General features: G+C 39.0%; 40 protein-coding genes and 1 pseudogene. 35 read left to right on the top strand and 6 right to left on the bottom strand.

Going from position 1 to position 26801, the window contains the following annotated elements:
- The 33 genes and pseudogenes from tuf to OO007_RS13695 all read left to right on the top strand — a co-directional run.
- A pseudogene (gene tuf / locus OO007_RS13855) lies at window positions 1-300 on the top strand (elongation factor Tu); the annotation flags it as partial.
- Window positions 301-321: 21 nt separating this feature from the next.
- Window positions 322-633 carry a 30S ribosomal protein S10 gene (rpsJ, locus tag OO007_RS13850; protein ID WP_131907291.1) on the top strand — a complete coding sequence of 104 codons (312 nt, stop codon included), beginning with the start codon at window positions 322-324 and terminating at the stop codon, window positions 631-633.
- A gap of 222 nt (window positions 634-855) precedes the next feature.
- Window positions 856-1488 (top strand): 50S ribosomal protein L3, encoded by a 633-nt coding sequence (gene rplC, locus OO007_RS13845; protein ID WP_325809240.1) that lies wholly within the window; start codon window positions 856-858, stop codon window positions 1486-1488.
- 5 nt (window positions 1489-1493) lie between these two features.
- Window positions 1494-2099 (top strand): 50S ribosomal protein L4, encoded by a 606-nt coding sequence (gene rplD, locus OO007_RS13840; protein ID WP_325809239.1) that lies wholly within the window; start codon window positions 1494-1496, stop codon window positions 2097-2099.
- Entirely contained in the window at window positions 2096-2398 is a 303-nt protein-coding gene (rplW, locus tag OO007_RS13835; protein WP_131907288.1) for a 50S ribosomal protein L23, read from the top strand. Before rplD ends, rplW begins: the two co-directional genes overlap by 4 nt.
- Before the next feature lie 3 nt (window positions 2399-2401).
- Window positions 2402-3229, top strand: coding sequence for a 50S ribosomal protein L2 (rplB, locus tag OO007_RS13830; RefSeq protein ID WP_131907287.1), 828 nt, complete (start codon window positions 2402-2404; stop codon window positions 3227-3229).
- A 5-nt stretch (window positions 3230-3234) separates the two neighbouring features.
- Entirely contained in the window at window positions 3235-3507 is a 273-nt protein-coding gene (rpsS, locus tag OO007_RS13825; protein ID WP_131907286.1) for a 30S ribosomal protein S19, read from the top strand.
- Between the two features lie 19 nt (window positions 3508-3526).
- Entirely contained in the window at window positions 3527-3868 is a 342-nt protein-coding gene (gene rplV / locus OO007_RS13820) for a 50S ribosomal protein L22 (RefSeq protein ID WP_131907285.1), read from the top strand.
- The gene (rpsC, locus tag OO007_RS13815) at window positions 3868-4557 is read left to right on the top strand and encodes a 30S ribosomal protein S3 (RefSeq protein WP_131907284.1); all 690 of its coding nucleotides are present in this window, start codon (window positions 3868-3870) and stop codon (window positions 4555-4557) included. The genes rplV and rpsC overlap by 1 nt, the downstream gene beginning before the upstream one ends.
- Window positions 4558-4566: 9 nt before the next feature.
- Window positions 4567-4980: a 50S ribosomal protein L16 gene (rplP, locus tag OO007_RS13810; protein WP_131907283.1), complete on the top strand. Its 414-nt coding sequence runs from the start codon at window positions 4567-4569 to the stop codon at window positions 4978-4980.
- A complete protein-coding gene (gene rpmC / locus OO007_RS13805; protein ID WP_131907282.1) occupies window positions 4980-5183 on the top strand; it encodes a 50S ribosomal protein L29 in 204 nt (67 codons plus the stop codon). The genes rplP and rpmC overlap by 1 nt, the downstream gene beginning before the upstream one ends.
- 1 nt (window position 5184) lies before the next feature.
- Complete coding sequence (gene rpsQ, locus OO007_RS13800; protein WP_131907281.1) at window positions 5185-5448, top strand: 30S ribosomal protein S17; 264 nt, start codon at window positions 5185-5187, stop codon at window positions 5446-5448.
- A gap of 24 nt (window positions 5449-5472) precedes the next feature.
- Entirely contained in the window at window positions 5473-5841 is a 369-nt protein-coding gene (gene rplN, locus OO007_RS13795) for a 50S ribosomal protein L14 (protein WP_131907280.1), read from the top strand.
- 10 nt (window positions 5842-5851) lie between these two features.
- Complete coding sequence (rplX, locus tag OO007_RS13790; RefSeq protein WP_131907279.1) at window positions 5852-6166, top strand: 50S ribosomal protein L24; 315 nt, start codon at window positions 5852-5854, stop codon at window positions 6164-6166.
- A 41-nt stretch (window positions 6167-6207) separates the two neighbouring features.
- Window positions 6208-6750 carry a 50S ribosomal protein L5 gene (rplE, locus tag OO007_RS13785; protein ID WP_131907278.1) on the top strand — a complete coding sequence of 181 codons (543 nt, stop codon included), beginning with the start codon at window positions 6208-6210 and terminating at the stop codon, window positions 6748-6750.
- Between the two features lie 19 nt (window positions 6751-6769).
- Complete coding sequence (gene rpsN / locus OO007_RS13780; protein ID WP_131907277.1) at window positions 6770-7075, top strand: 30S ribosomal protein S14; 306 nt, start codon at window positions 6770-6772, stop codon at window positions 7073-7075.
- A 12-nt stretch (window positions 7076-7087) separates the two neighbouring features.
- Window positions 7088-7483: a 30S ribosomal protein S8 gene (gene rpsH / locus OO007_RS13775; protein ID WP_131907276.1), complete on the top strand. Its 396-nt coding sequence runs from the start codon at window positions 7088-7090 to the stop codon at window positions 7481-7483.
- Window positions 7484-7496: 13 nt separating this feature from the next.
- Window positions 7497-8033: a 50S ribosomal protein L6 gene (gene rplF, locus OO007_RS13770; RefSeq protein WP_325809238.1), complete on the top strand. Its 537-nt coding sequence runs from the start codon at window positions 7497-7499 to the stop codon at window positions 8031-8033.
- A 12-nt stretch (window positions 8034-8045) separates the two neighbouring features.
- Complete coding sequence (gene rplR, locus OO007_RS13765) at window positions 8046-8399, top strand: 50S ribosomal protein L18 (RefSeq protein WP_131907274.1); 354 nt, start codon at window positions 8046-8048, stop codon at window positions 8397-8399.
- Between the two features lie 11 nt (window positions 8400-8410).
- The gene (rpsE, locus tag OO007_RS13760) at window positions 8411-8920 is read left to right on the top strand and encodes a 30S ribosomal protein S5 (RefSeq protein ID WP_131907273.1); all 510 of its coding nucleotides are present in this window, start codon (window positions 8411-8413) and stop codon (window positions 8918-8920) included.
- 1 nt (window position 8921) lies between these two features.
- Window positions 8922-9110 (top strand): 50S ribosomal protein L30, encoded by a 189-nt coding sequence (rpmD, locus tag OO007_RS13755; RefSeq protein WP_131907272.1) that lies wholly within the window; start codon window positions 8922-8924, stop codon window positions 9108-9110.
- The gene (rplO, locus tag OO007_RS13750; protein WP_131907271.1) at window positions 9111-9545 is read left to right on the top strand and encodes a 50S ribosomal protein L15; all 435 of its coding nucleotides are present in this window, start codon (window positions 9111-9113) and stop codon (window positions 9543-9545) included.
- Window positions 9546-9583: 38 nt separating this feature from the next.
- Window positions 9584-10915 carry a preprotein translocase subunit SecY gene (gene secY / locus OO007_RS13745; RefSeq protein WP_131907790.1) on the top strand — a complete coding sequence of 444 codons (1332 nt, stop codon included), beginning with the start codon at window positions 9584-9586 and terminating at the stop codon, window positions 10913-10915.
- 38 nt (window positions 10916-10953) lie between these two features.
- Window positions 10954-11067: a 50S ribosomal protein L36 gene (gene rpmJ, locus OO007_RS13740; RefSeq protein ID WP_131907270.1), complete on the top strand. Its 114-nt coding sequence runs from the start codon at window positions 10954-10956 to the stop codon at window positions 11065-11067.
- Between the two features lie 75 nt (window positions 11068-11142).
- Window positions 11143-11499, top strand: coding sequence for a 30S ribosomal protein S13 (rpsM, locus tag OO007_RS13735; RefSeq protein ID WP_131907269.1), 357 nt, complete (start codon window positions 11143-11145; stop codon window positions 11497-11499).
- Between the two features lie 57 nt (window positions 11500-11556).
- Entirely contained in the window at window positions 11557-11943 is a 387-nt protein-coding gene (rpsK, locus tag OO007_RS13730) for a 30S ribosomal protein S11 (RefSeq protein ID WP_131907268.1), read from the top strand.
- A gap of 13 nt (window positions 11944-11956) precedes the next feature.
- Window positions 11957-12577 (top strand): 30S ribosomal protein S4, encoded by a 621-nt coding sequence (rpsD, locus tag OO007_RS13725; RefSeq protein ID WP_325809237.1) that lies wholly within the window; start codon window positions 11957-11959, stop codon window positions 12575-12577.
- A 36-nt stretch (window positions 12578-12613) separates the two neighbouring features.
- Window positions 12614-13615 (top strand): DNA-directed RNA polymerase subunit alpha, encoded by a 1002-nt coding sequence (locus OO007_RS13720; protein WP_131907266.1) that lies wholly within the window; start codon window positions 12614-12616, stop codon window positions 13613-13615.
- Window positions 13616-13669: 54 nt separating this feature from the next.
- Complete coding sequence (gene rplQ, locus OO007_RS13715) at window positions 13670-14041, top strand: 50S ribosomal protein L17 (RefSeq protein ID WP_131907265.1); 372 nt, start codon at window positions 13670-13672, stop codon at window positions 14039-14041.
- A 420-nt stretch (window positions 14042-14461) separates the two neighbouring features.
- A complete protein-coding gene (locus tag OO007_RS13710) occupies window positions 14462-14872 on the top strand; it encodes a hypothetical protein (protein WP_325809236.1) in 411 nt (136 codons plus the stop codon).
- Window positions 14872-15864: a biotin synthase BioB gene (gene bioB, locus OO007_RS13705; RefSeq protein WP_325809244.1), complete on the top strand. Its 993-nt coding sequence runs from the start codon at window positions 14872-14874 to the stop codon at window positions 15862-15864. The genes OO007_RS13710 and bioB overlap by 1 nt, the downstream gene beginning before the upstream one ends.
- Window positions 15865-15992: 128 nt before the next feature.
- On the top strand, window positions 15993-16253 hold the full coding sequence (gene rpsT, locus OO007_RS13700) for a 30S ribosomal protein S20 (RefSeq protein ID WP_131907263.1): 261 nt from the start codon (window positions 15993-15995) through the stop codon (window positions 16251-16253).
- A gap of 180 nt (window positions 16254-16433) precedes the next feature.
- Complete coding sequence (locus tag OO007_RS13695) at window positions 16434-17429, top strand: aldo/keto reductase (protein WP_325809235.1); 996 nt, start codon at window positions 16434-16436, stop codon at window positions 17427-17429.
- Window positions 17430-17456: 27 nt separating this feature from the next.
- On the opposite strand, the gene OO007_RS13690 is transcribed toward OO007_RS13695, so the two are convergent.
- Window positions 17457-18272 carry a helix-turn-helix domain-containing protein gene (locus OO007_RS13690; RefSeq protein ID WP_325809234.1) on the bottom strand — a complete coding sequence of 272 codons (816 nt, stop codon included), beginning with the start codon at window positions 18270-18272 and terminating at the stop codon, window positions 17457-17459.
- 129 nt (window positions 18273-18401) lie between these two features.
- Here OO007_RS13690 and OO007_RS13685 point away from each other — a divergent pair, with 129 nt between their 5' ends.
- Entirely contained in the window at window positions 18402-18746 is a 345-nt protein-coding gene (locus tag OO007_RS13685) for a hypothetical protein (RefSeq protein ID WP_325809233.1), read from the top strand.
- 205 nt (window positions 18747-18951) lie between these two features.
- Here the strand turns inward: OO007_RS13685 and OO007_RS13680 are convergent, their stop codons facing one another.
- The 4 genes from OO007_RS13680 to OO007_RS13665 form a co-directional block, all read right to left on the bottom strand.
- On the bottom strand, window positions 18952-19998 hold the full coding sequence (locus OO007_RS13680) for an NAD(P)H-dependent flavin oxidoreductase (RefSeq protein WP_325809232.1): 1047 nt from the start codon (window positions 19996-19998) through the stop codon (window positions 18952-18954).
- Between the two features lie 848 nt (window positions 19999-20846).
- Window positions 20847-21617: a sulfite exporter TauE/SafE family protein gene (locus tag OO007_RS13675; RefSeq protein ID WP_325809231.1), complete on the bottom strand. Its 771-nt coding sequence runs from the start codon at window positions 21615-21617 to the stop codon at window positions 20847-20849.
- Between the two features lie 10 nt (window positions 21618-21627).
- Window positions 21628-22497: a DMT family transporter gene (locus OO007_RS13670; protein ID WP_325809230.1), complete on the bottom strand. Its 870-nt coding sequence runs from the start codon at window positions 22495-22497 to the stop codon at window positions 21628-21630.
- Window positions 22498-22595: 98 nt separating this feature from the next.
- On the bottom strand, window positions 22596-23453 hold the full coding sequence (locus tag OO007_RS13665; protein WP_325809229.1) for a hypothetical protein: 858 nt from the start codon (window positions 23451-23453) through the stop codon (window positions 22596-22598).
- Window positions 23454-23637: 184 nt separating this feature from the next.
- Between OO007_RS13665 and OO007_RS13660 the strand changes: the two genes are divergently transcribed.
- Window positions 23638-25818 carry a YgiQ family radical SAM protein gene (locus OO007_RS13660; RefSeq protein WP_442784344.1) on the top strand — a complete coding sequence of 727 codons (2181 nt, stop codon included), beginning with the start codon at window positions 23638-23640 and terminating at the stop codon, window positions 25816-25818.
- A 69-nt stretch (window positions 25819-25887) separates the two neighbouring features.
- Here the strand turns inward: OO007_RS13660 and OO007_RS13655 are convergent, their stop codons facing one another.
- Window positions 25888-26679, bottom strand: a complete 792-nt coding sequence (locus OO007_RS13655; RefSeq protein WP_131907254.1) for a peptidase — start codon at window positions 26677-26679, stop codon at window positions 25888-25890.
- Between the last annotated feature and the right edge of the window lie 122 nt (window positions 26680-26801).

Genomic DNA, 26801 nt, shown 5'->3' with positions numbered 1-26801 from the left:
CCAAAGTCAATTACGCCGCATACAAAGTTTGAAGCAGAAGTATATGTTTTATCAAAAGATGAGGGTGGTCGTCATACGCCATTCTTCGATGGTTACCGTCCACAGTTCTACTTTAGAACAACAGACGTAACAGGCGCATGTGATCTTCCTGATGGAACAGAAATGGTTATGCCGGGTGATAATGTCAAGATGACAGTAACCCTAATCAATCCGATAGCAATGAATGAAGGTCTACGTTTCGCAATACGCGAAGGTGGTCGTACAGTTGGTGCCGGTGTTGTTGCAAAAATTATCGAATAATACTTAATTGAGTATATAAATATGTCAGGTCAAAAAATCCGAATCCGTCTTAAGTCGTTCGATCATAAGTTAATTGATCGTTCAGCTGGAGAAATAGTAGAAACAGCAAAGCGAACTGGTGCTCGAGTTAAGGGTCCTATTCCGCTTCCGACAAGAAAAGAAAGATTTACTATTCTTGTTTCTCCTCATGTTAATAAAGATGCTAGAGATCAATATGAAATTAGAACGCACAAGCGCCTAATGGATATTGTAGAGCCAACAGATCGTACAGTTGATGCTCTAATGAAGCTAGATCTAGCAACTGGTGTGGATGTACAGATCAAACTTTTATAATGCGTGTGTGAGGGTTTCTCTAAGTTTTTTTGTATATTTTTTTGTACTTTAAAAAATATAAATAAAAAATAATTTTAGAGTTCCCTATCTCAGATTTATCTGGCATAATGCGCGGCTTTCTTCGGCTCGACACTTATTGTTTCGGGCCGATTTTTTCCAAAAAATATCTTCTGATATGGTTTAGATACTTATATCGGTTTTAAGTTTTAATGAGGTGGCCAAATGGCAATCAGTCTACTGGGTTCTAAAGTAGGAATGACCCGGATATACAATGAAGATGGTAGTGCAACACCAGTAACGGTTTTGCAAATGACGCCAAACCGTATTTCTCAAATAAAGACATTTGAGACTGATGGTTATAATGCTTTGCAATTAACCGCAGGCGTTAAAAAAGCTTCAAAGGTAAACAAGCCTGGTTCTGGGCATTTTGCAAAAGCATCAATGGAATCTGGTTTGGTTACTCGTGAATCAAGAGTTGATTCGGTCGATGGTTATGAAGTTGGCTCAGAATTGTCTTTGGATTTGTTTGAAGCAGGTCAGAAGGTAGATGTTACAGGTACAACTATAGGTAAAGGTTTTGCTGGTGTTCTGAAGCGATATAATTTCGCTGGTAAAGATGCTACTCACGGTAACTCTATAAATCATAGAACTCCTGGTTCTATTGGTCAGAATCAGACGCCTGGTCGAGTTTTTAAAGGCAAGAAAATGTCTGGTCACATGGGTGCTGTTAAGCAAACAACTCAAAATCTTACTGTGGTAAGTATTGATTTGGAAAGTAATTTGATGTTGGTTAAAGGTGCAGTCCCAGGTTCGCGTGGTGGAAATGTGCTCGTGAAGCCAGCTGTTAAGGTTTAATTCTTATGAAATTAAAGAGTGTAGAAGGCAAAGCGGTTGAGTTGGATGATGCTGTTTTTGCAAGTGAATATAATGAAACCTTGGTTCATCAGGCAGTTGTTGCATATATGAGTGCGGGTCGTGCTGGTACTAAAGCACAAAAAACTCGTTCTGATGTTAGTGGTGGTGGTGCTAAGCCATGGAGACAAAAAGGAACTGGTCGTGCTAGAGCTGGTACTTCTAGAGGTCCAATTTGGCGCTCTGGTGGTGTTACGTTTGCTGCTAGACCTAGAGATTATTCTAAGAAGCTCAATAAGAAGATGTATAGAGCGGCAATGAGGTCTATTTTTTCTGAGTTGGTGCGTTCAGAATCATTAATAATTATTGATGATTTTGCGATTTCTGATCCTAAGACTAAAAGCATGGTTAATGCGTTAGCAGATTGGAAGGTGTCTTCAGATTCTCTTTTGATTGGTGTTGAAAAAGAAGATAATGTAAGTCTTTCTTCACGTAATATTCCAAACTGTGAATATGTTGAGCTTGCTCAGCTAAGTCCTGTAAGTTTGGTTTCTCACGACAGTGTTGTTATGACTTCTTCGGCTGTGTCTAAGGTTCAGGAGTGGTTGTCATGATAAGTAAAGTAGAAGAAAGGTTGTATCAGGTTCTTTACGGACCTCATGTTACAGAAAAAGCAGTTTCAGGTAATGAGTCTAATACACATGTATTTAAAGTTGCTACTACTGCTACAAAAGGTGAGATTAAAACTGCTGTAGAGACTCTCTTTGAAGTCAAAGTTGCCGATGTTCGTTCTGTGAATGTTAAAGGAAAAAGCAAAAACTTCGGAAAAAGAAAAGGTTCTAGAAAAGACTGGAAAAAAGCCTATGTCAGATTGGCAGAAGGTTCTACTCTTAATGTTGAGGCAGAGGGTTAAGTCATGGCTATTTTAAAAATGAAACCAACTTCCCCTGGTCGTCGTCATCAGGTAAGAGTTGTAAATAATGAATTGCATAAGGGGAGTCCTTGTAAGTCTCTTCTTGAAAAGAAAAGTAAGTCTGGTGGTCGTAATAATAATGGTCGAATCACTACTCGCCACATCGGCGGTGGTCATAAGCAGCATTATCGTGTTATTGATTTTAAGCGTACTAAAGATGGTATCTCTGCGGAAGTAGAAACTATCGAATACGATCCGAACAGAACGGCTAATATTGCTCTTCTTAAATATGCGGACGGTGAGAGAAGATATATCATTGCGCCAAAAGGCTTAAAAGCTGGTGGTTCGGTAATGTCTGGTTCTGAGGCTACTATTGCTCCAGGGAATACTCTTGAGATTAAAGATATTCCAGTTGGTACCGTTATTCACTGTATCGAATTGAAGCCTGGTAAAGGTGCTCAGATTGCACGTAGTGCTGGTACTTCTGCTCAGTTAGTTGCTCGTGAAGGAAGATATTCAACTTTAAGATTACGTTCTGGTGAGATGAGAAAAGTTTTATCAGTGTGTCGTGCAACGATAGGTGAAGTAAGTAATTCTGAGCATAGCTTAGTTAAGCTTGGTAAAGCTGGTGCAAGTCGTCATCGTGGTGTTCGCCCAACGGTTCGTGGTGTTGTAATGAATCCGGTTGATCATCCACATGGTGGTGGTGAAGGTAAAACATCTGGTGGTAGACATCCTGTGTCTCCATGGGGTACGCCAACTAAAGGCTTTAAAACACGTAAAAACAAACGTACAGATAATCTTATCGTACGTCGTAGAAACAAGAGGTAATTGAAGTGCCACGTTCATTAAAAAAAGGCCCATTTATTGATCATCATCTGATGACTAAAGTTCTGAAAGCTGTAGATGCTGGAGATCGTAAGCCAATTAAGACCTGGTCAAGACGTTCAATGATAGTACCAGATATGGTTGGATTAACTATTGCTATCCATAATGGTCGTCAACATGTACCTGTATTGGTTAATGAGCATATGGTTGGGCATAAGCTAGGTGAGTTTTCACCTACTAGAATGTTTCGTGGTCATGTTGCTGATAAGTCGTCAAGATAATAGGCGTTAGGATTTTATAATGGAAGTTAAAGCAAAATTAAAGTTCGCACGAATCTCTCCTCAAAAGGCTAGATTGGTAGCAGACCAAGTTCGTGGTATGCCTGTAGAAAGTGCTCTTGAGGTTTTATCATTCAGTCAAAAGAAAGCGGCTGCAATGGTTAAAAAGATACTAGATTCGGCAATTGCTAATGCAGAACATAATGAAGGCGCTGATATTGATGATTTAACTATTACTCAGGTAATGGTAGATCAGGCACCTACAATGAAACGTATACGTCCTCGTGCTAAAGGTCGTGCAAATAGAATACTAAAGCGAACTAGTCATATTACTTTGTTTGTTGGCGATGGTGAGGTTAAATAATGGGACAGAAAATACATCCAATTGGGTTTCGTCTTGGTATCGCTGCAGATTGGCGTTCTAAGTGGTATGCAGAAGGCAAAGAATATGCTGAGTTTTTGCATAAAGACCTGGAGGTTAGAGCTTCTATCGAGAAAAGCCTCAAGCATGCATCTGTTAGCCGTATTCAAATCGAACGTCCTGCTAAGTCAGCTTTCGTAACTATTCATACTGCAAGACCTGGTGTGGTTATCGGTAAGAAGGGTGAAGATATAGAACGTCTTAGAACTGATACTGCGAAAATGATGGGTCTTCATCCTAATAACGTTAAAGTTAATATTGAAGAAATTCGCAAACCAGAATTAGATGCAAAATTAGTTGCGGAAAGTATTGCTAATCAGCTAGAAAGACGTATTATGTTCCGCCGCGCTATGAAGAGAGCAGTTGGTAATGCAATGCGACTTGGAGCGTTAGGAATTAAGATTAGTTGTGGTGGCCGTTTGAATGGTGCTGATATCGCTAGAACTGAGTGGTATCGAGAAGGTCGAGTACCTTTACATACAATGCGTGCAGATATCGACTATTCAACTGCTAAAGCTCATACGACGTATGGTGTTATTGGTATTAAGGTCTGGATCTATAAAGGCGATGTTTTCGATCTAGAGCAAAAACAATCAAATTCTGCTGCCCCTGCTGGCAAAAAGAAGAGATAGAGGTCTGAGATGTTACAGCCTAAGAGAACAAAATTTCGTAAACAGTTTAAAGGTAGAAATCGTGGCCTTGCAACTGTTGGAAGTAAAGTGAGTTTTGGAGAGTATGGTCTAAAAGCAGTTGGTCGTGGTCGTTTAACGGCAAGACAAATTGAAGCTGCTAGACGTGCCATGACTCGCCACATCAAACGTGGTGGTAAAATTTGGATACGTGTTTTTCCAGATAAGCCTATTACTAGTAAGCCATTAGAAGTACGTATGGGTAAAGGTAAGGGTAATGTAGAGTACTGGGTATGTTTGATACAACCTGGAAGAGTGCTTTATGAAATGGAAGGTGTTTCCGAAGAGTTGGCAAGAGAGGCTTTTGCGTTAGCAGCTGCTAAATTACCAATCAAGACAGTGTTTGTCACTAGGACGGTGATGTGATGAAAGCGAATGAAATTCGTAAGAAGAATACAGAAGAACTTTCTACTGAGCTTTTGGAAAGTCTAAAAGAGCAATTTGTTTTAAGAATGCAAAGAGCAAGTGGTCAACTTAATCGTCCATCTGAGATGAAGAAGGTTCGCCGTAAAATTGCTCGAATTAAAACAATTATGAATGAGATGCAGTCAACAGGTGCAGGTGAGTAGTATGTCGGAAACAGCTAAAGTTGAGCATAGCGTAACTGGTAAAGTCGTTAGCAATAAAATGGACAAAAGTATTGTCGTAATGGGTGAAAGAAAAGTCAAACATCCTCTTTATGGTAAGTTCATACGTAGATCAACTAAATACCATGCGCATGATGAAAATAATGAGTGCAATATTGGTGACACTGTAGAAATTCAAGAGTGTCGTCCTTTGTCTAAGACTAAGTCATGGACATTAGTTAAAGTGCTTCAAAAAACAGCTTCTTAAGAAAGCATAAATCGGTATATTACAATGATTCAAATGCAAACAAATTTAGATATCGCGGATAATAGTGGTGCTAGAAGAGTACAGTGTATAAAAGTACTTGGTGGCTCTCACCGTAGATACGCTGGTATCGGCGATATTATTAAAGTAAGTATTAAAGAAGCTATTCCACGTGGCAAAGTTAAAAAAGGTGATGTTTATACAGCTGTTGTTGTTAGAACGGCTAAGGGTGTTAGAAGGAAGGATGGTTCAACTATCCGTTTTGATAATAACTCTGCGGTATTACTTAATACAAAACTTGAGCCAATTGGTACTAGAATCTTTGGGCCTGTTACACGTGAGCTTCGTGATAAAAATTTCATGAAGATCATCTCTTTGGCTCCTGAAGTTTTATAAAGGTTATCTCATGAATAAGATAGTAAAAAATGACCAAATAGTAATTGTGTCAGGTAAAGATAAAGGGAGGCGTGGTAACGTAACTCAGGTTCTTGATAATGGTAAATTACTTGTGCAAGGTCTAAACCTAGCTAAGAAGCATCAGAAAGGAAATCCACAAGCGGGTATTCCTGGTGGGATCATTGAAAAGGAAATGCCAGTTGATGCGTCTAACGTAATGTTGGTAAATCCTGCAACTGATAAAGCTGATCGTGTAGGTTTCAAAATACTTGAAGACGGAAAGAAAGTACGTTGTTTCAAGTCTAACGGTGAAGTCGTCAGTTAATTTTTTAATTGATAGATGAATAGAATTTAAAAGGTATTAAGATGTCTAGATTGCAGGATTTTTATCAGGAAACAGTAATACAAGAGCTTACTGAAAAGTTTTCTTATAAAAATGTAATGGAAGTTCCAAAGATTACTATGATCTCATTGAATATGGGTTTGGGTGATGCTGTTGGTGATAAGAAAATAGTTGAACATGCTGTTTCAGATATGACTAAAATTAGTGGTCAAAAACCAGTAGTTACTGTTTCTAGAAAATCTATTGCTGGATTTAAGATTCGTGATAATTGGCCAATAGGTTGTAAAGTAAATCTTCGTCGTCATCATATGTACGAATTTTTAGATCGTCTAATTAATATCTCTATTCCTCGTGTAAGAGACTTTCGTGGAATGAATCCGCGTTCATTTGATGGGCGAGGAAACTATAGTATGGGATTCAATGAGCAAATCATTTTCCCGGAAATAGATTATGATAAAATTGATAAGCTACGTGGTTTAGATATCGCTATCACAACTACAGCTAAAACCGATGAGGAAGGAAAAGCATTGTTAGAAGCTTTTAATTTCCCATTTAAGAAAAAGTAAATACAGGATAGTTTAAAACATGGCTAAGAAATCAATGATAGCACGTGAAGATAAGCGTACTAAGTTAGTTGCTAAATATGCTAAGAAGAGAGCTCAGTTAAAAGAGATTATCCGTTCACCAAAGAGTAGCTTTGAAGAAGTAATGGCGGCAACAGATTCGCTTCAAAAGCTTCCTAGGAATAGTTCAAAAGTTAGACAACGTAACCGTTGTGTAATTACTGGTAGACCACATGGCGTTTATAGCAAGTTTGGTCTTTGTAGAAATAAATTAAGAGAGTCTGCTATGGAAGGTGATATTCCTGGTTTGACCAAAGCTAGTTGGTAAGGAGTACGTATCATGAGTATGAGTGATCCTATTGCGGATATGTTGACACGTATTAGAAATGGACAGCGCGCTAATAAAGTTGATGTTCAGTTTTCAGCTTCTAATAAAAAATCTGCAATCTTAGATGTCCTAAAAGATGAAGGTTACATAGTTGGTTATGAAACTGCAGAAGTAGAAGGTAAGCCTGTAACAACTGTTGCATTAAAATATTTTCAAGGTGAGCCAGTAATTAATACTTTGAAAAGAATTAGTCGTCCAGGACTTAGAATATTTAAAGGTAAGGAAGAGTTACCAAATGTTATGTCTGGATTGGGTGTTGCAATTGTATCTACGTCAAAAGGTGTTATGAGTGATCGTGCAGCAAGAGCTGTTGGTCATGGTGGCGAAGTTCTTTGTATAGTTGAATAAGCGGTACTAAATCATGTCTAGAATAGCAAAAATGCCGATTGATTTGCCTGCAGGTGTTGAGGCAAAAATTAACGGTCAAAATATAAATATCAAAGGTGGAAAGGGTGCCTTTGATTATACTTTAAACAATCACGTTGAAATTACTCAAGAGGGTAGTCAACTTATTGTTAAACCTAAGAACGAAAGCAATAAAAAGCATTGGGCAATGGCTGGAACCATGAGAGCAATTACTTTCAATATGGTTACAGGTGTTAGTGATGGTTTTGAAAAGAAGCTAGAGTTGGTGGGTGTTGGTTACAGAGCACAGGCACAAGGCAATAAATTAAACCTTACTTTAGGTTTTTCACATCCTGTTGTTCACGATATACCCGAAGGTGTTACTGTTGAGACTCCTAGTCAGACAGAAATTATACTACGTGGTATAGATAAACAAGTTATCGGTCAAACTGCGGCGGAAATTAGATCTTACCGTCCACCAGAGCCTTACAAAGGTAAAGGTGTTAAGTACGCTGATGAAAGAATTATTCGTAAAGAAGCTAAGAAAACCTAAGGTAATTGTAAGATGAATAAAAGAGAAGCCAGAATTCGTCGTGGCAAACGTTCTAGAATGAAAATGCGTGAGTTGGGTGTTACACGTCTTTCTATATATAGAAGTTCTCGTCATATCTACGCTCAAATTATTTCAGGTGATGAAAATAAAGTTATTGCATCTGCTTCAACAGTTGAAAAGTCAATGCGTGATGAGCTTTCTTATACAGGAAATTCAGATGCAGCAGCTGCTATCGGTAAGTTGGTTGCAGAACGTGCAAAAGAAAAGGGTGTAGAGTCTGTAGCGTTTGATCGTTCAGGTTTTAAATATCATGGTCGTGTTAAAGCGTTAGCAGAAGCAGCACGTGAAGCAGGATTACAGTTCTAAAGGTTAAGACAATGGCTAGATCAGATAATACAGAAAAGGCAACAGACGGCCTTCAGGAAAAACTAGTTCACGTTAATCGTGTTGCTAAAGTAGTTAAAGGTGGCCGTGTTTTTGGTTTCACAGCATTGGCAGTTGTCGGTGATGGAAACGGAAGAATTGGGTTTGGTTACGGCAAAGCTCGTGAAGTACCTGTAGCGATTCAAAAGGCTATGGAAAAAGCACGTAAAAACATCGTAAATGTAGCTTTGGTTGATGATACTCTGCAATATGAAGTGAATGCTAGACACGGTGCTGCACATGTATTCATGAAGCCTGCATCTGATGGTACTGGAATCATTGCTGGAGGAGCTATGCGTGCGGTATTTGAAGTTGTTGGTGTTAAAAACGTATTAGCGAAATGTGTAGGTTCTAGAAATCCTATTAATGTTGTTCGTGCAACAATTAAAGGTCTGGCTGATATGAATTCACCAGAGCTAGTTGCTGCTAAACGTGGAAAGACAGTAGAAGAGATTAGAGGTTAAAATGGCTGCTACTAAAGAATTAAAGCTTACTATGTACCGTAGCATGAATGGTAGATTAAAAGCTCATAAATCTTGTGCTCGAGGATTAGGTATCAGAAAAATGCATAACAGTGTTATTGTTACTGATACGCCAGAAAATCGCGGCATGATTAATAAAATTTCTTACATGTTACATGTAGAGGAAGTTTAAATGAAACTTAATACATTAAAGCCAGGCGAAGGCAGCGTTTCTAATCGTAAGCGAGTTGGTCGTGGTATTGGAAGTGGTTGGGGAAAAACTTGTGCTCGTGGGCATAAAGGACAAAAATCACGTTCTGGTGGATTTCATAAAGTAGGTTTTGAAGGTGGTCAGATGCCACTTCAAAGACGTCTACCTAAAGTTGGTTTTACTTCTCGTGTGGGTCGTGTTTCTGCTGAAATTCGTTTACATGAATTAGCTTCTGTAGAAGCTGATGTTATCGATCTTGATTCACTTAAAGAAGCTAACCTTATCAATAAGAGCATACTTAATGTAAAAGTAATGCTATCTGGTGAGCTTAATAAACCTGTTACTCTAAAGGGTATTAAAGTTAGTAAAGGTGCTTTAAAAGCTATTGAAGCTGCAGGCGGAAAAGTCGAAGACTAACAGGGGTTAATAAAGTGGCAACAAATAACGCTACAGGAATGCTTTCGGGTGTTGGCAATATTGCAGAAATCAAACAAAGGCTTGCCTTTGTTTTTTTCGCTTTGATTGTATATAGAATTGGTACTTTTATCCCGATCCCGGGTGTTAATCCAGCTGCGTTACAGTCATTCTTTGACCAAAACTCAGGAACCATATTAGGTGTTTTTAATATGTTTTCTGGTGGTGCATTGCAGCGATTGAGTATTTTCGCTCTTGGTATCATGCCGTACATATCAGCCTCTATTATTGTGCAGTTAATGACGCATGTAGTACCAACATTAAAGCAATTAAAAAATGAAGGTGAGTCTGGGAAACGTAAGATTACTCAGTACACAAGATACGGAACGGTTGCGTTAGCTCTTTTCCAAAGTATTGGTATATCTATGGCCCTGGGTGGTCAGGACTTGGGTGGTGGTCAAACTATCGCACTTAATCCTGGGCTAGGATTCACTATTACAACTGTAGTGTCTCTTGTTACAGGTACCTTGTTTTTAATGTGGTTAGGTGAACAGATTACAGAACGTGGTATTGGTAATGGTATATCACTTATAATATTTGCTGGTATTGTTGCAGGTCTACCTACTGCTATTGGCGGGACACTAGAACTTGCTCGTAACGGTGAGTTGTCTCCAGCTTTCGTTATTATATTATTAGCATTAGCAGTACTGGTTACAGCATTTATTGTTTTTGTTGAAAGAGGGCAAAGACGTATTACTGTTAACTATGCGAATAGGCAACAAGGTAGAAAGATGGCTATGGGTCAATCAAGTCATTTACCTCTTAAATTAAATATGGCAGGTGTTATACCTCCAATATTTGCATCAAGTATTATCTTGTTCCCTTCTAGTTTAGGGCGTTGGATATCTGATGCGAATGGTGCTGAATGGCTGCAGGATTTTGTAACTATGGTACAGCCAGGGCAACCTTTATATGTTCTGTTTTATGCCTTAGCCATCATATTCTTTACATTCTTCTATACAGCTCTAGTTTTTAATTCTAGAGAAACTGCTGATAATTTGAAGAAGGCAGGTGCTTTTATTCCGGGTATTAGACCAGGAAGAGAAACAGCAAAATATATTGACGGTGTGATGACTCGTCTTACTACTGTTGGAGCAATCTACATTACTTTAGTATGTTTGTTGCCAGAGTTTTTGATTTTAGGTTGGAATGTCCCATTTTACTTTGGTGGCACTTCACTATTAATTATTGTGGTTGTTGTTATGGACTTCATTGCCCAGGTTCAATCGCATATGATGTCTCATCAGTATGAAGGTTTGATGAAAAAAGCAAACTTTAAAGCTGGTGGTAAAAAGCCCAAGAAAACACGTTAATTGTTTCTTGGTATAAGATTTAATTAGAGGTTTAACTCATGAAGGTTCGTGCATCTGTTAAAAAAATGTGCCGTAATTGTCGTACTGTAAAGCGTAAAGGTATTGTGCGTGTTATATGTACTGATCCACGTCATAAACAACGTCAGGGTTAATATGTTTTTTTTATTGATTAACACTGTGAATTCGGGTATTGTTGCCCGCTTTTCCAAGCAGTCAGGAGAGTTTTGATGGCTCGTATCGCGGGTATTAATATCCCTGTTAATAAGCATACTGTAATAGCATTAACTTCTATTTACGGTATAGGTAGAACACGTGCAGCTAATATTTGTGTTGAAGCTAATGTAGCTCCAGCAACTAAGATTAGTGCACTTTCTGAAGATGAAATTGAACGCATTAGAAGCGCTGTCGGTAAATTCACTGTTGAAGGTGATTTGAGACGTGAAGTTTCTATGAATATCAAAAGTCTTATGGATCTAGGTTGTTTTAGAGGTGTTCGTCATCGTCGTGGATTACCACTACGTGGACAACGTACTAAAACAAATGCTAGAACACGAAAAGGTCCAAGAAAACCAATTCGTAAGTAATTAATCGATATAGATTATTAATCTATATAAAACATTTATTTTAGTGGGTAATTAAAGATGGCAACAGCCACCAAATCACGTAAAAAAGTTAAAAAGTCGGTTAGCGATGGAATTGCACATGTGCATGCTTCTTTCAATAACACGATCATTACTATAACCGATCGTCAAGGCAACGCTTTAGCATGGGCTACTGCTGGTGGTTCAGGATTCCGTGGGTCTCGTAAAAGTACACCTTTTGCGGCTCAGGTTGCTGCTGAAACAGCAGGTGAAACTGCTAAGCAATTTGGTTTGAAAAACTTAGATGTTCATGTCAAAGGACCAGGTCCAGGACGAGAGTCTGCTGTTCGTGCCCTTAATAACATCGGTTATAAAATTACAAATATTATTGATGTGACACCTATTCCACATAATGGTTGTCGTCCACCTAAAAAGCGTAGAGTGTAGTCGGAGAAAAGTAATGGCCAGATATATCGGACCTAAATGTAAGTTAATGCGTCGTGAAGGTACAGATCTTTACTTGAAAGGACGTGGACGTGCACTAGAGAACAAATGTAACTTAGAAAAAGTTCCAGGTGTTCACGGTGAAAGACGTACGCGTTTATCAGACTACGGATTACAGTTACGTGAAAAGCAAAAAGTACGTCGTATTTACGGTGTTCTTGAAAAGCAATTCAGAAACTATTTTAAAGAAGCAGTTCGCCTTAAAGGTTCAACTGGTGAAAATCTGCTTCAGCTTTTAGAAAGTAGATTAGATAACGTTACCTACAGAATGGGTTACGGATCAACTCGTGCAGAAGCTCGTCAATTAGTAAGTCATAAATCAATACTAGTTAACGGTAAAGCTGTAAACATACCATCTTACCAAGTTAAAGCTGGTGATGTTGTTTCTGTTAGAGAGAAATCTAAAAAGCAGACAAGAATACAGGATTCCGTATCAGTTGCTGATCAGATTGGAATTCCAGAGTGGCTTGAAGTTGATGTTAAAAAACTTGAAGGTACTTATAAGGCAAACCCAGAACGTGAAGAATTGCCCGCAGAGATTAATGAATCTCTAATTGTGGAACTTTACTCTAAGTAAACTTCTTAAGTTTGTCTCAGTAATATTGAGGTTTATATTTTGTCTAAAACAACAGATTTATTGAAGCCACGTAATATCCAGGTCAAAGATCTGGGTAATCATACGTCGAAGATTGTACTAGAACCACTTGAAAGAGGGTTTGGTCACACGTTAGGTAATGCCCTACGTAGAATTCTTTTGTCGTCTGTGCCTGGTTGTGCTGTAACAGAAGTTAAGATCACTGGTGTTGATCATGAATACACAGCTCTTGATGGTGTTCAGGAAGATGTAGTAGATATTCTTCTTAATATGAAGAAGCTAGCATTCCGTTTGAATACTAAAGAAGAAGTATCACTTGACCTTAGAAAACAAGGTCCGGGTGTTATTACTGCTGGTGATATTCAATTGGATCACGACGTTGAAATTGTTGATCCTGATGCTGTTATCGCTACTCTAACTACTGATAGAGAGTTAGAGATGACGATTAAGGTAGAAAAGGGAAGAGGGTATCAACCAGCTCCTGTTCGCCGTGGTCCAGATTCTCCAGAGCTTCCTTTGGGAACTTTGGTTTTGGATGCATCTTTTAGTCCAGTCGTGCGTGTGTCTTATGATGTTGATAGTGCTCGTGTAGAAAACAGAACTGATCTTGATAAATTAATTATTGAGCTTCAGTCTGATGGATCAATAGACGCAGAAGAAACGATCAGTGATGCTGCAACTATATTGCATGAGCAATTAGCGGTATTCTTCGATCTTACTATTATCGAGCCTGAGCCAGAAGTTGAACCAGAGCCTGAAATAGATCCAGTTCTTCTTCGTCCAGTCGACGATTTAGAGCTAACTGTAAGATCAGCTAACTGTCTTAAAGCAGAGCAAGTTTACTACATTGGCGATCTAGTACAGAAAACTGAAGTAGAGCTACTTAAAACACCTAATTTAGGTAAGAAGTCTTTAACAGAAATCAAAGATATCCTTGCATCTCATGGTTTGACGCTTGGCGCTCGTTTAGAGAACTGGCCTCCTGCATCAATTGAGACTAAGGATGTAAGAGTTGGTTAATTCGATATAATCGAATAATTAACTAATTAGAAACAAAAATTTAAGGTTTACAACATGCGTCATCATAAAATAGGCAGACAACTTAGCCGTAACAGTAGTCACCGTAAAGCAACATTGCAGAGCTTATCTACAGCTTTAATTAAGCATGGAGCTATCAAAACAACTGTTGCTAAAGCAAAAGAATTGCGTCGTGTGGCTGAGCCATTAGTTACACGAGCTAAAGAAGATTCAGTTCATAACCGTCGTACTGCATTTGCAAGATTGCGTGACGATGAGTGTGTAGGTATCTTATTCAATGAATTAGGTCCTCGTTACAAAGAGCGTCCGGGTGGATACACAAGAATCATTAAGTGCGGTTACCGTGCTGGTGATAATGCTCCAATGGCTTACATTGAGTTTGTAGATCGTCCTGAAGCTGCAGAGTAATCTGTAACTAAGAAATAAAAGAAGCCGAGTTTATCTCGGCTTTTTTTATGAATTTTATAAAGTTTATTCGTATCTAAAATTACATAGATACTCATTAACTTATTCTTGAAAGGAATTTGTAAGAGTTGAATAGTTTAAATTTAAGAATGTGACCTTGTGATAATTGCGAATATATTCGTATTACTTCAAAAGGTTATTTAATTATATCTATCTAACTCTTGTACTCAGTACTCAGTACTCAGTACTCAGTACTCATTGCATAGGAATAAGATATCTTTTGGTTGGTCTTGGTTATTCTCTTTGTTATTTAATGCGGTTTAAAGTTACAAATGATATTACTTCAGTGCGTTTGATTTTCGTCATTGACTGAAAATGATTTGGGGCTACACTGTTTGCCTCTTATTTAACAAGTACAAGATAATGTCACTAGGAAGCAATAAAACTGTTACCGCAGAACAGGCAAAGAAAAATGCGCGTTTATTTCATTATGGAAATATTCTATCAATAGCTATCCCTTTCCCGTTATTTATATTCTGGTTTGGCGCATCTATGTTTGTTTACGCATTATATCGTCATCATCCTAATCCTAGAGTCGGTTACTACACCCAGAAGGGTGCTTACTATTTTTATTCTCTAGCTGGTTTTTTGGTTGTTATTCTTACTTTTGCACCGAGAGTATTATTTGAAGATATTCGTTATGCGCTTTTATTGTGGGGATTATGTGCATTAGTTTTGATTCCTCTGTCTATTAAAGAGATAATGCAGATCAATCGTGAAGATTGGAAAGATACAGAGTACAAGGATAATACAAGGAATACAGGTAATACATGATGGTCAAAGTACGTAACAACTGGAACACTGAAGAAATTGAAGCATTATTCGATTTACCGTTTAATGACTTAATGTTTAAGTCACACTCGATACACAGAGAATATTTCAATCCCAATGAGGTTCAGATAAGTACTTTGTTAAGTATTAAAACAGGCGCTTGTCCTGAAGATTGTTCTTATTGCTCACAAAGTTCAAAAAATGATACTGGTCTAGAGCGAGAAAGATTATTGCCTATATCTGAAGTTGTTGAAGCAGCTACTGAAGCTAAAAACAATGGTGCAACTCGTTTTTGTATGGGTGCAGCGTGGCGTAATCCTACAGACAAAAGTCTTGATCATGTCATTGAGATGATTAAGACAGTTAAAGACATGGGGATGGAAACTTGTGTAACGCTTGGAATGTTAAAAGAGCAGCAAGCACAAAAGTTAAAAGAGGTTGGTTTGGATTATTACAACCACAATCTTGATACTTCTCCTGAGTTCTACGGCACTGTTATTTCAACGCGTACATATCAGGATCGTTTAGATACGCTTGAGCATGTACGAAATGCAGGCATCAACGTTTGTTCTGGTGGTATTTTAGGTATGGGCGAGACACGCAGAGATCGTGCAAGACTTTTGCAAGAACTTGCTAACCTACCTCAGCATCCTGAATCTGTACCTATCAATGATCTGGTTCAAGTCAAAGGTACTCCTTTAGATGGAATTGATAAGCTTGACCCGTTTGAATTTATACGTACCATCGCTGTAGCTCGTGTTATTATGCCAAAATCATATGTTCGTTTATCTGCGGGTCGAACAGAGATGAATGACGAAATGCAGGCCTGGTGTTTCTTCGCTGGAGCTAACTCCATGTTCTATGGTGATAGGCTGTTAACCACTGATAATCCAGAAGAAAGTCACGATCAAAAATTGTTTACTCGCTTAGATATTAACCCTGAAAAAGGACTTAATGCAGAGCAAGAAAACATGCCAGAAAAACAATTAGCTTAGGGTACAGAATCACTAAGTAAATTTATTTTCATTTTTAATGTAATTGTGCCGAAAAGACTGTTGAAGTTGTAAATAAAAATCGGCATAATACGTCCCTTGTTTTTAAATGCCCATGTGGGAGAAGTACATTGCCAAATATTACATCAGCTAAGAAGCGCGCACGTCAATCTGAAAACAGACGTCAGCATAATAAACACATCCGTTCTGGTATGCGCACAACCGTTAAGAACGTTCTATACGCTATAGAAGCTGGTGATAAAGAAAAGGCTGTAGCAGCTTATAAAGAAGCTGTGCCTGCTATCGACTCTAGCGTAAACAAAGGCATTATTCATAAGAATAAAGCTGCAAGATCTAAAAGCCGTTTGAATGCAAAAGTTCAAGCAATGTAAGATCTGAAAGATTTAAAAAGAGCCAGCTTTATTAGCTGGCTTTTTTTTGCCTAAAATAAACAGGAAATGTCTCTAAAGTAGGGGGGCGGGGTATTTTAAATACCATCTATTTCAGAGGGTATTTCCTTATATAATGTGCCTCATAATCATCTAACAAATTAACATTAGAAGCCGATAACAATGCATACAAGAAAATTAGGTCCGTTCACAATATCTTCACTCGGTTTGGGGTGCATGAATTATTCTATGGGTTACGGTCCAAGGCCGACTGAAGAATATTCTTACCAGCTACTCAACGAAGCGCTAGATAGTGGCTACACATTCCTTGATACAGCAGCAATGTATGGAATGGGTCATAGTGAAGAACAAATTGGTAAAGGGCTCTCACATCGTCGTTCAGAATTCACGTTGGCAAGTAAATGTGGCATCTATAAGAATGCAGAAGGTCATACAGAAACAAATGGTCGGCCGGAAGTACTCTATAAAACCTGTGAAGACAGTCTTAAGCGATTAAAAACCGATGTGATTGATCTTTATTACTTGCACCGTATAGATCCTAATATCCCCGTAGAAGAGAGTGTAGGCGCTTTAGCGCGTTTAGTTGAGCAAGGGAAGATTCGTAGTGTCGGGTTGTCAGAAGTCAGCTCTGATAGTCTCCAACGTGCGCATAATGAATACCCTATCACTGCATTGCAGTCTGAATATTCATTATGGTCACGAACCCCTGAAAGAAAAGTATTGGATACCTGTCGAGAGTTAGGTGTGACCTTTGTTGCGTTTTCTCCCTTAGGTCGTCAATTCTTGACGGGTAAGAGTACTGATGTCTCCACTCTGGGTGATGATAATTTTCGTGCGACTATTGCGCGTCCTCGTTTTGAACCTGAAAACTTTGCTGAAAACGCTAAATTACTCGTGCCTTTTGCTGACATTGCTGAACAAGTCAATTGTACTATGGCGCAATTATCACTTGCCTGGCTACTTGCTAAAGGTGAGGACATTATTCCAATTCCAGGAACCAGCAACATTGATCACATGTTAGAAAATGCAGGGGCCGGTGATATACAACTCCCTACAGAAATCGTTGAGCAGTTAGATCAATTGATTAATGATAAAACTGTCAAAGGTGAGCGTTATTCAAAAGCATTGATGGAAAGCATAGATTCAGAAAGAGATTGATTATTGTTAAGTATGAGCATCACTTAACTAATGACTGGTTGATTCTGCTGCTGCTGCTTTTTCAAGATATGAGCGCGTATCATCATCTGCAGGGTAATACGATTCGATCATAATTTCCGCGGCTGTGATATCTATGGGGGTGCCAAACGAGGTTAATGTTGTGAGAAATTTCAATGTCTGTTCTCCCATACAAAAATCAACATAAATAAAAGGCTCGGATTTTCTTTCGAGTGTTGCAGATAATGCTAATTCTGCAACACCGGGATAATTCTTAAGGTTGTTTAGTATTTTGTGATGACGTCCAGGAGACTCTTGTTGTTCTTGTTGTAATCGTCTTAATGTCGTGATGGCTACTTCTTTCCAATTTTGTAAGAAAGTTTTAAATCCATTGGGTGAGAGAACTAATTCAGCGATATTCATTGAAGAGGTAAATTCTGGGAACTCGGCTCTTATTGTTTGAGTGATATGATCGAATGCATTATTTTTTAAAATGATATTCCACTCCCAATCCAAAACTGTCAAAGGATATGGTTCTTGCTTCTCTAAAATAATTTCCAAAGTTTGTCTTAATCTCGACATTTCTGCATGATCAATAGGAGTCCGTGTGTAATGATCTGCAAAACCCGCGGCAGATAGCATTTCATTGCGATTCCTTATCGGTATATTGAGTACATCACAGAGGGTAAGGATCATTTGCTTACTCGGTTTACTACGTTCAGTTTCAATAAAACTAATGTGTTTGTTGCTTACGCCGGACTCTAAGGCTAAATCAAGTTGACTCAAGTTTTTGTGTTTACGCCAAAAACGTAATTGTTCGCCGATATTCATAGTTAGTTTATACAAATAGAATACTTCTAGTGATTCATATTATATGACGAAATGACTTTTTTAAAATTACCTCTGAGGTAATTGTTTTGATTACCTGTCAATGAAAGAATGTATTCATCAATTTAAAAATTAATGGAATACGTAATGACAATTTTAAGAGGTTTCCTCATGCTATCCTGGCTGTTAATTATGGGTATCACTCTATATGCCGTAACTCAGCTTGGCTTCAATTGGCCTGCGGTTTTCTTTGGTGATCTGTTTGGTAATGAATGGCGTTCTCAGTTTAATACTGATTTCCTGATACATTTGTTGTTACTTTGTGCTTGGGTTTATTGGCGGGAAGAATCCAAACTGAAAGGTTCAATATACGGCTTTCTGAGTATTTTCATGGGGGGTATGTTTGGTTTTGCGTATTTGTTATTTCACTCATATAAATCCAAAGGAAATATGAACGCTTTATTGTTGGGCTCACATTACGAAGGCGAGTAATTAAGAGTTTGGAAAATCCTTTGTAAGCAATATCTAGTACTTCATGAATTTAATATGGGTCTTAAAAGCATTAAAATCTAAAAACTATCCAAAAGTAGGGGAGGGACTTAGGTTTATTAAAAGAAACTTGTGTTTTTTATGATCTTGTATAGGCAATTCCATTAGATATAGCTAATTTGACACCCCTCTACTTATAAGCCTTTTTTTAAATTCTTTTAACTCCCGAGGCTAATTGCTTTGTAAATTCGGTGGCTGAGATTTCTTTACACCCGCTGGTATTCTGGCCGCTCCATAAAGGGGAAAAATCTGATGAGCCTTGAGCTTCTGCTTTATTTCTCAGGGCCGAAATAGCTGTCAATGCTAATGGAAACTCTGGTGTTTGAGTGCTTATCGGTCCTAGTTCTGAAATTATCCGATTAATTATTCCTCTAGCTGGTCTGCCAGAAAATACATTGGTGATAGCTGTTTGATGAGCAGTGTCACTTTTAAGAGCCGTTCGATGTAGTGGAGTAACATTTGCTTCATTGCAAAGTAGATATGCCGTGCCAATTTGGACCGCTGATGCACCAAGTTCTAAAGCAGAGGCAACACCGTGTTCATCTGCAATGCCTCCAGCTGCTATTACGGGCACATTTACTCGTTTAACAATTTGAGGCAGCAACGCGAATGTTCCCATTTGGGTGTTCAGATCTTTTGATAAGAACATGCCTCTATGTCCGCCTGCTTCTAGCCCTTGAGCAATAATACCATCCGCCCCATTGGCCTCTAACCATAATGCTTCTTCAATTGTGGTGGCAGAGCTAATGATTTTTGTGCCCCAGCCTTTAACTCGTTGTAAAAGATCTTTTGCGGGTAAGCCAAAATGAAAGCTTATTATCGTGGGTTTAAAGGCTTCCAGAATATCAGCTATATCGTGGCTAAATGGTTCGCGACTTGGGGCGTCTGGAATGTCATTAGGGTCAATACCACATTCACTAAAGAAGGGCTGAAGTGCTTTGCGCCAATTGTTTTCGGCGTCTTTATTAGGTGTCGGTGGAGTGTGGCAGAAAAAGTTAATATTAATTGGGTTATTAGTTTGAGATTTCAGGATATCTAATTCTTTTTTTAATGCTTCATTGCTCAGCATTGCACAGGGAAGGGAGCCTAACGCACCAGCTGCTGAGACAGCCAATGCGAGCGTACTATCCTGAACTCCGGCCATCGGAGCCTGGATGATAGGGTATTCAACCTCTAGAAATGCATGCTTATTCATATTATCTCCTTTAGTAAATTGTTCCCTGGGTTATTCCAGTATGTGAAATATTGATTTGTTAGGCAAAGCATAGATTGATTTTTAGTTAAAGCGTTGGAAATATATTAATCCATTGTATAAATTTGGTAGAAGTAAAAAGAATTGCATTTAAAAATTGATTTTTCAGATTCACTTTCTGGTTTTTTTATGTGACTGCTTATGATTTTTTCTTCGTAAAATTAATTGAAATAATTATTGATATTCATGGTTTTTTTCGAATGTTATTTTGTTAATTTTCCTTAATCCAAGCTTAACAATGACTTAGCGTTTTTTGAATATATGAACATCGATTTCCGTTTTATGCACAATTTAAAAAGCAAGCATTAATTCGGTCATAAAAGTGTAACATTCACGCTTTTTCTATTTTAATCTATTAATATATCTATGTAACATATTGATATAAAAACGAAATGCTAATATGATCAAAAATTGATCAATTAGTAAGGGAACTAAATAGAGTAAGGCTTTTAGGATTAATTCATAGGGATATGCACAGAGTTATCCACAGGTTTTGTGGGCAAGTTAGTGTGAAAAAATAGTCAAGCTTTTTAATCGAAGAAATGTGGTTTTATTTTTTAAATTATATGAACCAAGAGCATATAAAAAAGTGCCCGGAAGGTGGGGGGCCAAAACAGATCTTCGATTATCTTTATTTTGATATAATTGCTTCCGTATCTGCGAGTGATGCCTATGCAGTTGTCTTGATAAAATCAGGAATGTTGTTTTTAGTTTGATAAAGAAAAGAGGTGAGGGTCTTTCGTTTTAGCAATAAGCATGGCGAAAATATTGGTCTTTGAAAAATTAGATGTCTATCTCAGGAAAAACACCACAGACATAATCAAACCAATGGCAATTATGAAACCTCGCATAATATTCTGGGGGATGCGATAGGCAAGCGCTGCGCCAGCATAACCACCAACGATTGCAGCTAAGCCCATAATGACTAAAAATTTGTATTCAATAACGCCGCCAGAGGCATACACAAGGACAGCGATAGCGGTTAATAGCGCGGATACGTAATTCTTGATGCCATTCATGCCCAGAAGATTTGTTTGCCCTAAGAGTGCTAATGCAGCGAGCAAGATTATGCCAAGCCCGCCATTAAAATAACCGCCATAAGCGCAAACGAAGAACATCACTAAAAAAACCGTTACTTTGCTTTTATTATGGTTCGTTTGATTTGCTAGAGCGTCATTATTAGTTTCTTGTTTCTTTGGTAGTAAACGCGGCCCAATAATAAATAACAACGTGGCAATAAGAATCAACCAGGGTATCAATGACGAAAATACCTGTTCGCTGGTAAATAATAAAATTGTGGCACCCAGAGAGCCACCGAGAATTGAAATGGTAGAAAGCGTTTTAAAGCTTAAGTTGGCAGGAAACTTAATATCTTTTCTAAAGCGCCATGCGCTAGCGATATACCCGGGAAGCAGGGCGGCAGTGCCCGTTGCATTAGCCATGACGGGTGGTACGCCAACAAATATTAGGGCAGGGAGTGTAATGAAGCTTCCTCCACCTGCGACGGCATTTAACATTCCACCGAGGAAGCCAGCTGCGATAATTAAAAGATACTCTAACAAATTTGATAACTCACTTTTTTGTTTTGGCTTTTAAGGGTCTACCCATCATTAGCGCAAAAACGACGAGACCTCCTCCTACAAAGGTTAGCCAACTTAACTGTTCATCGAAGAAAAGCCAACCTTGTAAAACTGTAATGGGAGGTACTAAATAAAAATAACTCGCGACCTTGGTAGCCTCGCCATTCTGGATCATATACATCAGGAGTAAAACAGCGGCGAATGAGAGCACGATAACTAACCATGCCAGTGTGGCGATAAAAGTCAGGTTCCATTCTACTTCTCCCGTTTCTATGGTGAAAGAGAGAATGAGATAGAGCAATAAGGAGGAGGCATATTGATACATCGAACCTCTAATTAATCCTACATTTTGTGCATATTTTTTTTGTATTAAGGTACCCGCGCAAATGCTTACTAATGCCACAGTTAGAAGGCCTATACCCTTTGCGCTAATGACACCCTCCCACTTTGAGGCGCCATAGATAACGATGGCTACGCCAAGGAAGCCCAGAAATAAACTCAACCATTCACGCTTGGTAATGATGGTGTGTAAAAATATCCCGGAGAATATCGCGATAAGAATAGGGTTTAAACTAACGTATAGAGAAGTGAGTCCGGTTGGCATCCCTACAGATATAGCGGCAAACACACCGCCGAGATAGAAGCCATGAATCAGCAATCCGACCAGTCCTTGTATTGCGGCATCTTTGCCACTAATACTCGGACGCTTCATGATAAGTACCACGAGGAAGAATAGTGGTACGACGATTATCATGCGCCACATCAACATGGTGAAGGGTTCTGCGTACGGCAGGCCAAACTTGGCGCCGATAAAACCGGTGGACCAAAGTAGTACAAATATTATTGGGATGAAGCGAGTCATCGGTGGAGTATAGTCGTAAAGTTTAAAAACAGAATAGACAGATTGTTTTTAAAATTTGAATACAGTGTATGTTCTTAGTATTTTTAGAAAGAGTGAGACTAGTCGATTAACTTCCACTCTTTTGTTTTATGGTTATAAAACCCTGATTCTTCATAGGCTTTTTCAATTAGCCCCTCCCTGTGCATTAGCCGAATGCCTTTGTTAAATGCTTTTATCAGTGCTTCCCCGTTTCTTGATTTTTTAGAGATGATAAATACCCGTTTGCCCGGAAAGCTGGTTTTTACATTAGGGACGGGCACTAATTTTTCTCCAAATGCGATCAAGCTCATATCTTTGCTAGCCTGAAAGGGGGCAAGAACTATATCTGCATGTTTGTTTTTGAGTTTATCTACCATCGCTTTCCAGGTGTTTGAAAACATGCAGTCGACATTAAGATGCTTTAATAATTCGTTGTCTTTTTTCCAGTGTCGATTGCAACTAAACTTATAGTTGCTGAGGCTATCTTTGTCTTTGATGTTAATCTGGTTAACGCGGTCAGGCGTGGTGTAAAAAACTGCATAAAACTTATGTTCAGGTATGACAGCCTCAGTTATATAAAACAACTCTTTATAATTTTCATGACCTTCAATGTCATCTAGCCAGACTGAGTTGGCAAATGCCGCAATTGTTCCGTGTTTTATTTCAAGGATGACTCGTGAATACGTAATATCTAATGCCTCGATATTTATAGTCTTGTTATACCCGCCTTTTTTCAGTGCCTGTTGCCAGATAATAGCTTCAACGACATCTCTGTTGGTGTGTGAGCCAGAGTAATCTGTTATGTCCAGTGCTGACCTGTTTTTAAGGAGTTGGGTATATGCTTTATGGGCATCATTTGGAACAACCGCATAATCACCATAAACAACGCTTATAGAAAGTGTGAGCAGGAGTGATATTATTGTTTTCCATATATTCATTGATAATATATTTTTCTTGGTTTTTGATGATACCTTTGCATTAAAAATTAAACAGAGTTAATAGGTTTATACCTACTTGTGATGATAGCGTATAATTGCCCGCACTATGGAAATTACAGCCCCCAAATTATTCTCGTACAGGAAGTTCTGGCCTCATAAGTTCGGAGCCGCCCCTGTATTGCCAATGTCACGTGATGAAATGGATGATCTCGGTTGGGACTCCTGCGACATCATTATTGTAACAGGCGATGCTTATGTCGATCACCCTAGCTTTGGTATGGCTATTATCGGCCGATTACTCGAATCTCAAGGCTTTCGTGTTGGGATTATTTCTCAGCCAGATTGGCGCTCAGCAGACGATTTTTGCAAATTAGGAAAACCGAATCTTTTCTACGGAATTGCCGCAGGAAATATGGATTCGATGGTGAATCATTACACTGCAGATAGAAAACCACGTTCTGATGATGCTTATACTGCTGGCGCAAAAGCGGGTAAACGCCCAAATCGTGCAACCGTGGTTTATGCGCAGCGTGCCAGAGAAGCTTACAAAGGTGTGCCGGTAATTATTGGTGGTATCGAAGCGAGTTTACGTCGTATTGCACAATACGATTACTGGACAGAAAAAGTAAGGCGTTCAATCTTGCCAGATTCAAAAGCGGATATGTTGCTTTTCGGTAATGCAGAAAGAGCTATTGTCGAAGTCGCGCATCGTTTAGCGGCAGGCGAAAAAATCGGCGAGATTACCGATATTCGCGGCACTGGGTTTATGCGTCAGGGAGTTCCGGAAGGCTGGACGGTTATCGATTCTACAGACCTCGATGAAGTCGGATCTATCGAACACCCAGATTCAAATCCATACATCGATACTACGCAAACTGCTGATTGCGACAAGAATAGTCAGCAAGCGATTGATGATGAAACAGAAGCCAAATTAAACAGTGCGGCGGCTCAAGTGATTCATTTTCACGAACGCCCTAAAAAATTAGATCGCACTACAACGGTAATTCGATTGCCGTCTCACAATCAAGTGGTTGATAGTAAAGTATTATATGCGCATGCTTCACGTGTGTTTCATCTGGAAACAAATCCGGGTAATGCGCGCTCGTTAGTGCAAATGCATGGCAAGCGCGATGTATGGTTAAACCCTCCACCGCAGCCGCTGAGTGCAGAAGAATTCGATGGCTTATTTGAATTTCCATATACGCGTAGACCGCATCCTAGCTATGGTGATTTAAAAATTCCGGCTTACGATATGATTCGTTTTTCGGTGAATATCATGCGTGGTTGTTTTGGTGGCTGTACTTTCTGTTCAATTACAGAGCACGAAGGGCGTATTATCCAAAGCCGTTCGGAAGACTCGGTAATCAAGGAAATCGAAGCGATTCGCGATAATGTTCCCGGGTTTACTGGGAATATTTCCGACCTTGGTGGTCCAACAGCCAATATGTATCGCCTCTCTTGCAAGAGTAATAAAATCGAAGAATCTTGTCGTCGCTTATCTTGCGTGTATCCGGGAATTTGTGAAAACCTGAATACCAATCACAAGCCATTGACGAAACTGTATCGTCGTGCGCGTAAAATTGAAGGGGTAAAGCGTATCTTTATCGCTTCTGGTTTACGTTACGATCTGGCGGTTACAGATCCCGAATATGTAAAAGAATTAGTGACACATCATGTTGGTGGACGTTTAAAGATAGCGCCAGAGCATACAGAACATAGTACGCTTTCTAAAATGATGAAACCGGGCATTGGTAGCTATTACAAATTTAAAGAGTTGTTTGAGAAGTACTCGAAAGAAGCAGGTAAAGAACAATACTTAATCCCGTATTTTATCTCATCGCATCCGGGTACGACGGATGAAGATATGCTTAATTTAGCGCTTTGGTTAAAAGAAAATAACTTCAAGCCAGATCAGGTTCAAGGTTTTATTCCTACGCCAATGGCACTTGCTTCGGCGATGTATCACAGTGAAATCAATCCGCTTAAAAAAGTGGGCGAAGCTTCCGAGCATATTGATTCGGCGCGCGATGCTAAATCACGACGTTTGCATAAAGCATTTTTGCGTTATCACGATCCGGATAACTGGCAAATGATACGTGCAGCTTTGAAACGCATGGGCCGTACTGAATTAATAGGAAATACCAAAGAACACCTGATTCCAGAGTTTAATGCTCGTCTCGAGAAAAGAGGTGGTAATGCAGGTGCTAAGAATGGCCAGGCTAAAAAAGGTAACGATTTCCATCATCGTATAAAAACAAAAGCGAATACGCAGAGTAAGGGTAAGCCTGGAGCTAAAGCAAAAACGGGCTTTGCCAAAGCAAAACCCGTTAAAAATTCAAGAAAGAAGCGTAGTTCAAATAGATAAAATACGTTTTGTATTTTATCTATTTGATTTGCTGAATAAAAAAGTGCCCCAAAGTAGGGGGGTGACTTTTTATTTAAAGTTGGATTGCGTTTGTGTTGAGGTAGCCACTGAGGTTAACTCAGGTTCGTCGCTAGGAAAATCTGGCAACTCGGGAAGTTTCAAGAATGCTTCCAGTAGCTTTTCAGCCCAGTTAGAACTCAGCAATTGCCAGTAAGGGTCATTAGCACTAAAAATTTTGTACTTGCCAGGCTGCAAAGAATTAATGTGGTAACTCTGGATCTCTATCGGTGGTCCAACTGTAGAGTTACTTCGCATGGTTGAATCCATAGATACCATGGCTGCACGAACGGCATCACGCTCTGTGGTTTTATCCGTGATTACTCTATCTAGTAGTGGTTTTCCGTATTTGATTTCACCAATCTGTAGAAACGGTGTGGTTTCTGGGCAGGTGATATGATTTCCCTGTGGGTAAATCATGAAGATGTTTGCAGGCTCTGTGCCAATTTGTCCGCCTAGAATGAATGTCGATTCAGCATTGAAGCCAGCCATCATTCCCAGATTGTTATTTTTGTTTTGTGCTTCTAGACTAATTCTGCCAATGTAGTCAGCAACTGCTGATATATACTTAATATTAAGAAGATTTTCTGCAGCAGACTCCTTCATATCTCGTTCAATTGTCTCAACCACTGCTTGTGTAGTCGCAAGGTTTCCAGCACTTACCAGTAAAAACTGTCGCTCTCCGGGTACACCCCACTTAAACATTTTGCTGTAGGTGGATACATGATCAGGACCAGCATTGGTTCTGGAATCAGAGGCGAAAACCAAGCGGTTGTTGGTTTTAATGGCAATACAATAAGTCATACTAAACGTGTTTTAACCTTGGTTATAACGAAATAAATTTGAGTGAACAGAGATTTTAGAGTTGTTATTCTTCTGAATGTGTAATGCGAATATTGAATTTTGCTGATGTATATGCGTTACAC

The organism is Cocleimonas sp. KMM 6892 (assembly GCF_035798195.1).
GTDB classification, from domain to species: Bacteria; Pseudomonadota; Gammaproteobacteria; order Thiotrichales; family Thiotrichaceae; genus Cocleimonas; species Cocleimonas flava.
This window is presented reverse-complemented; position numbering and strand designations above follow the sequence as displayed.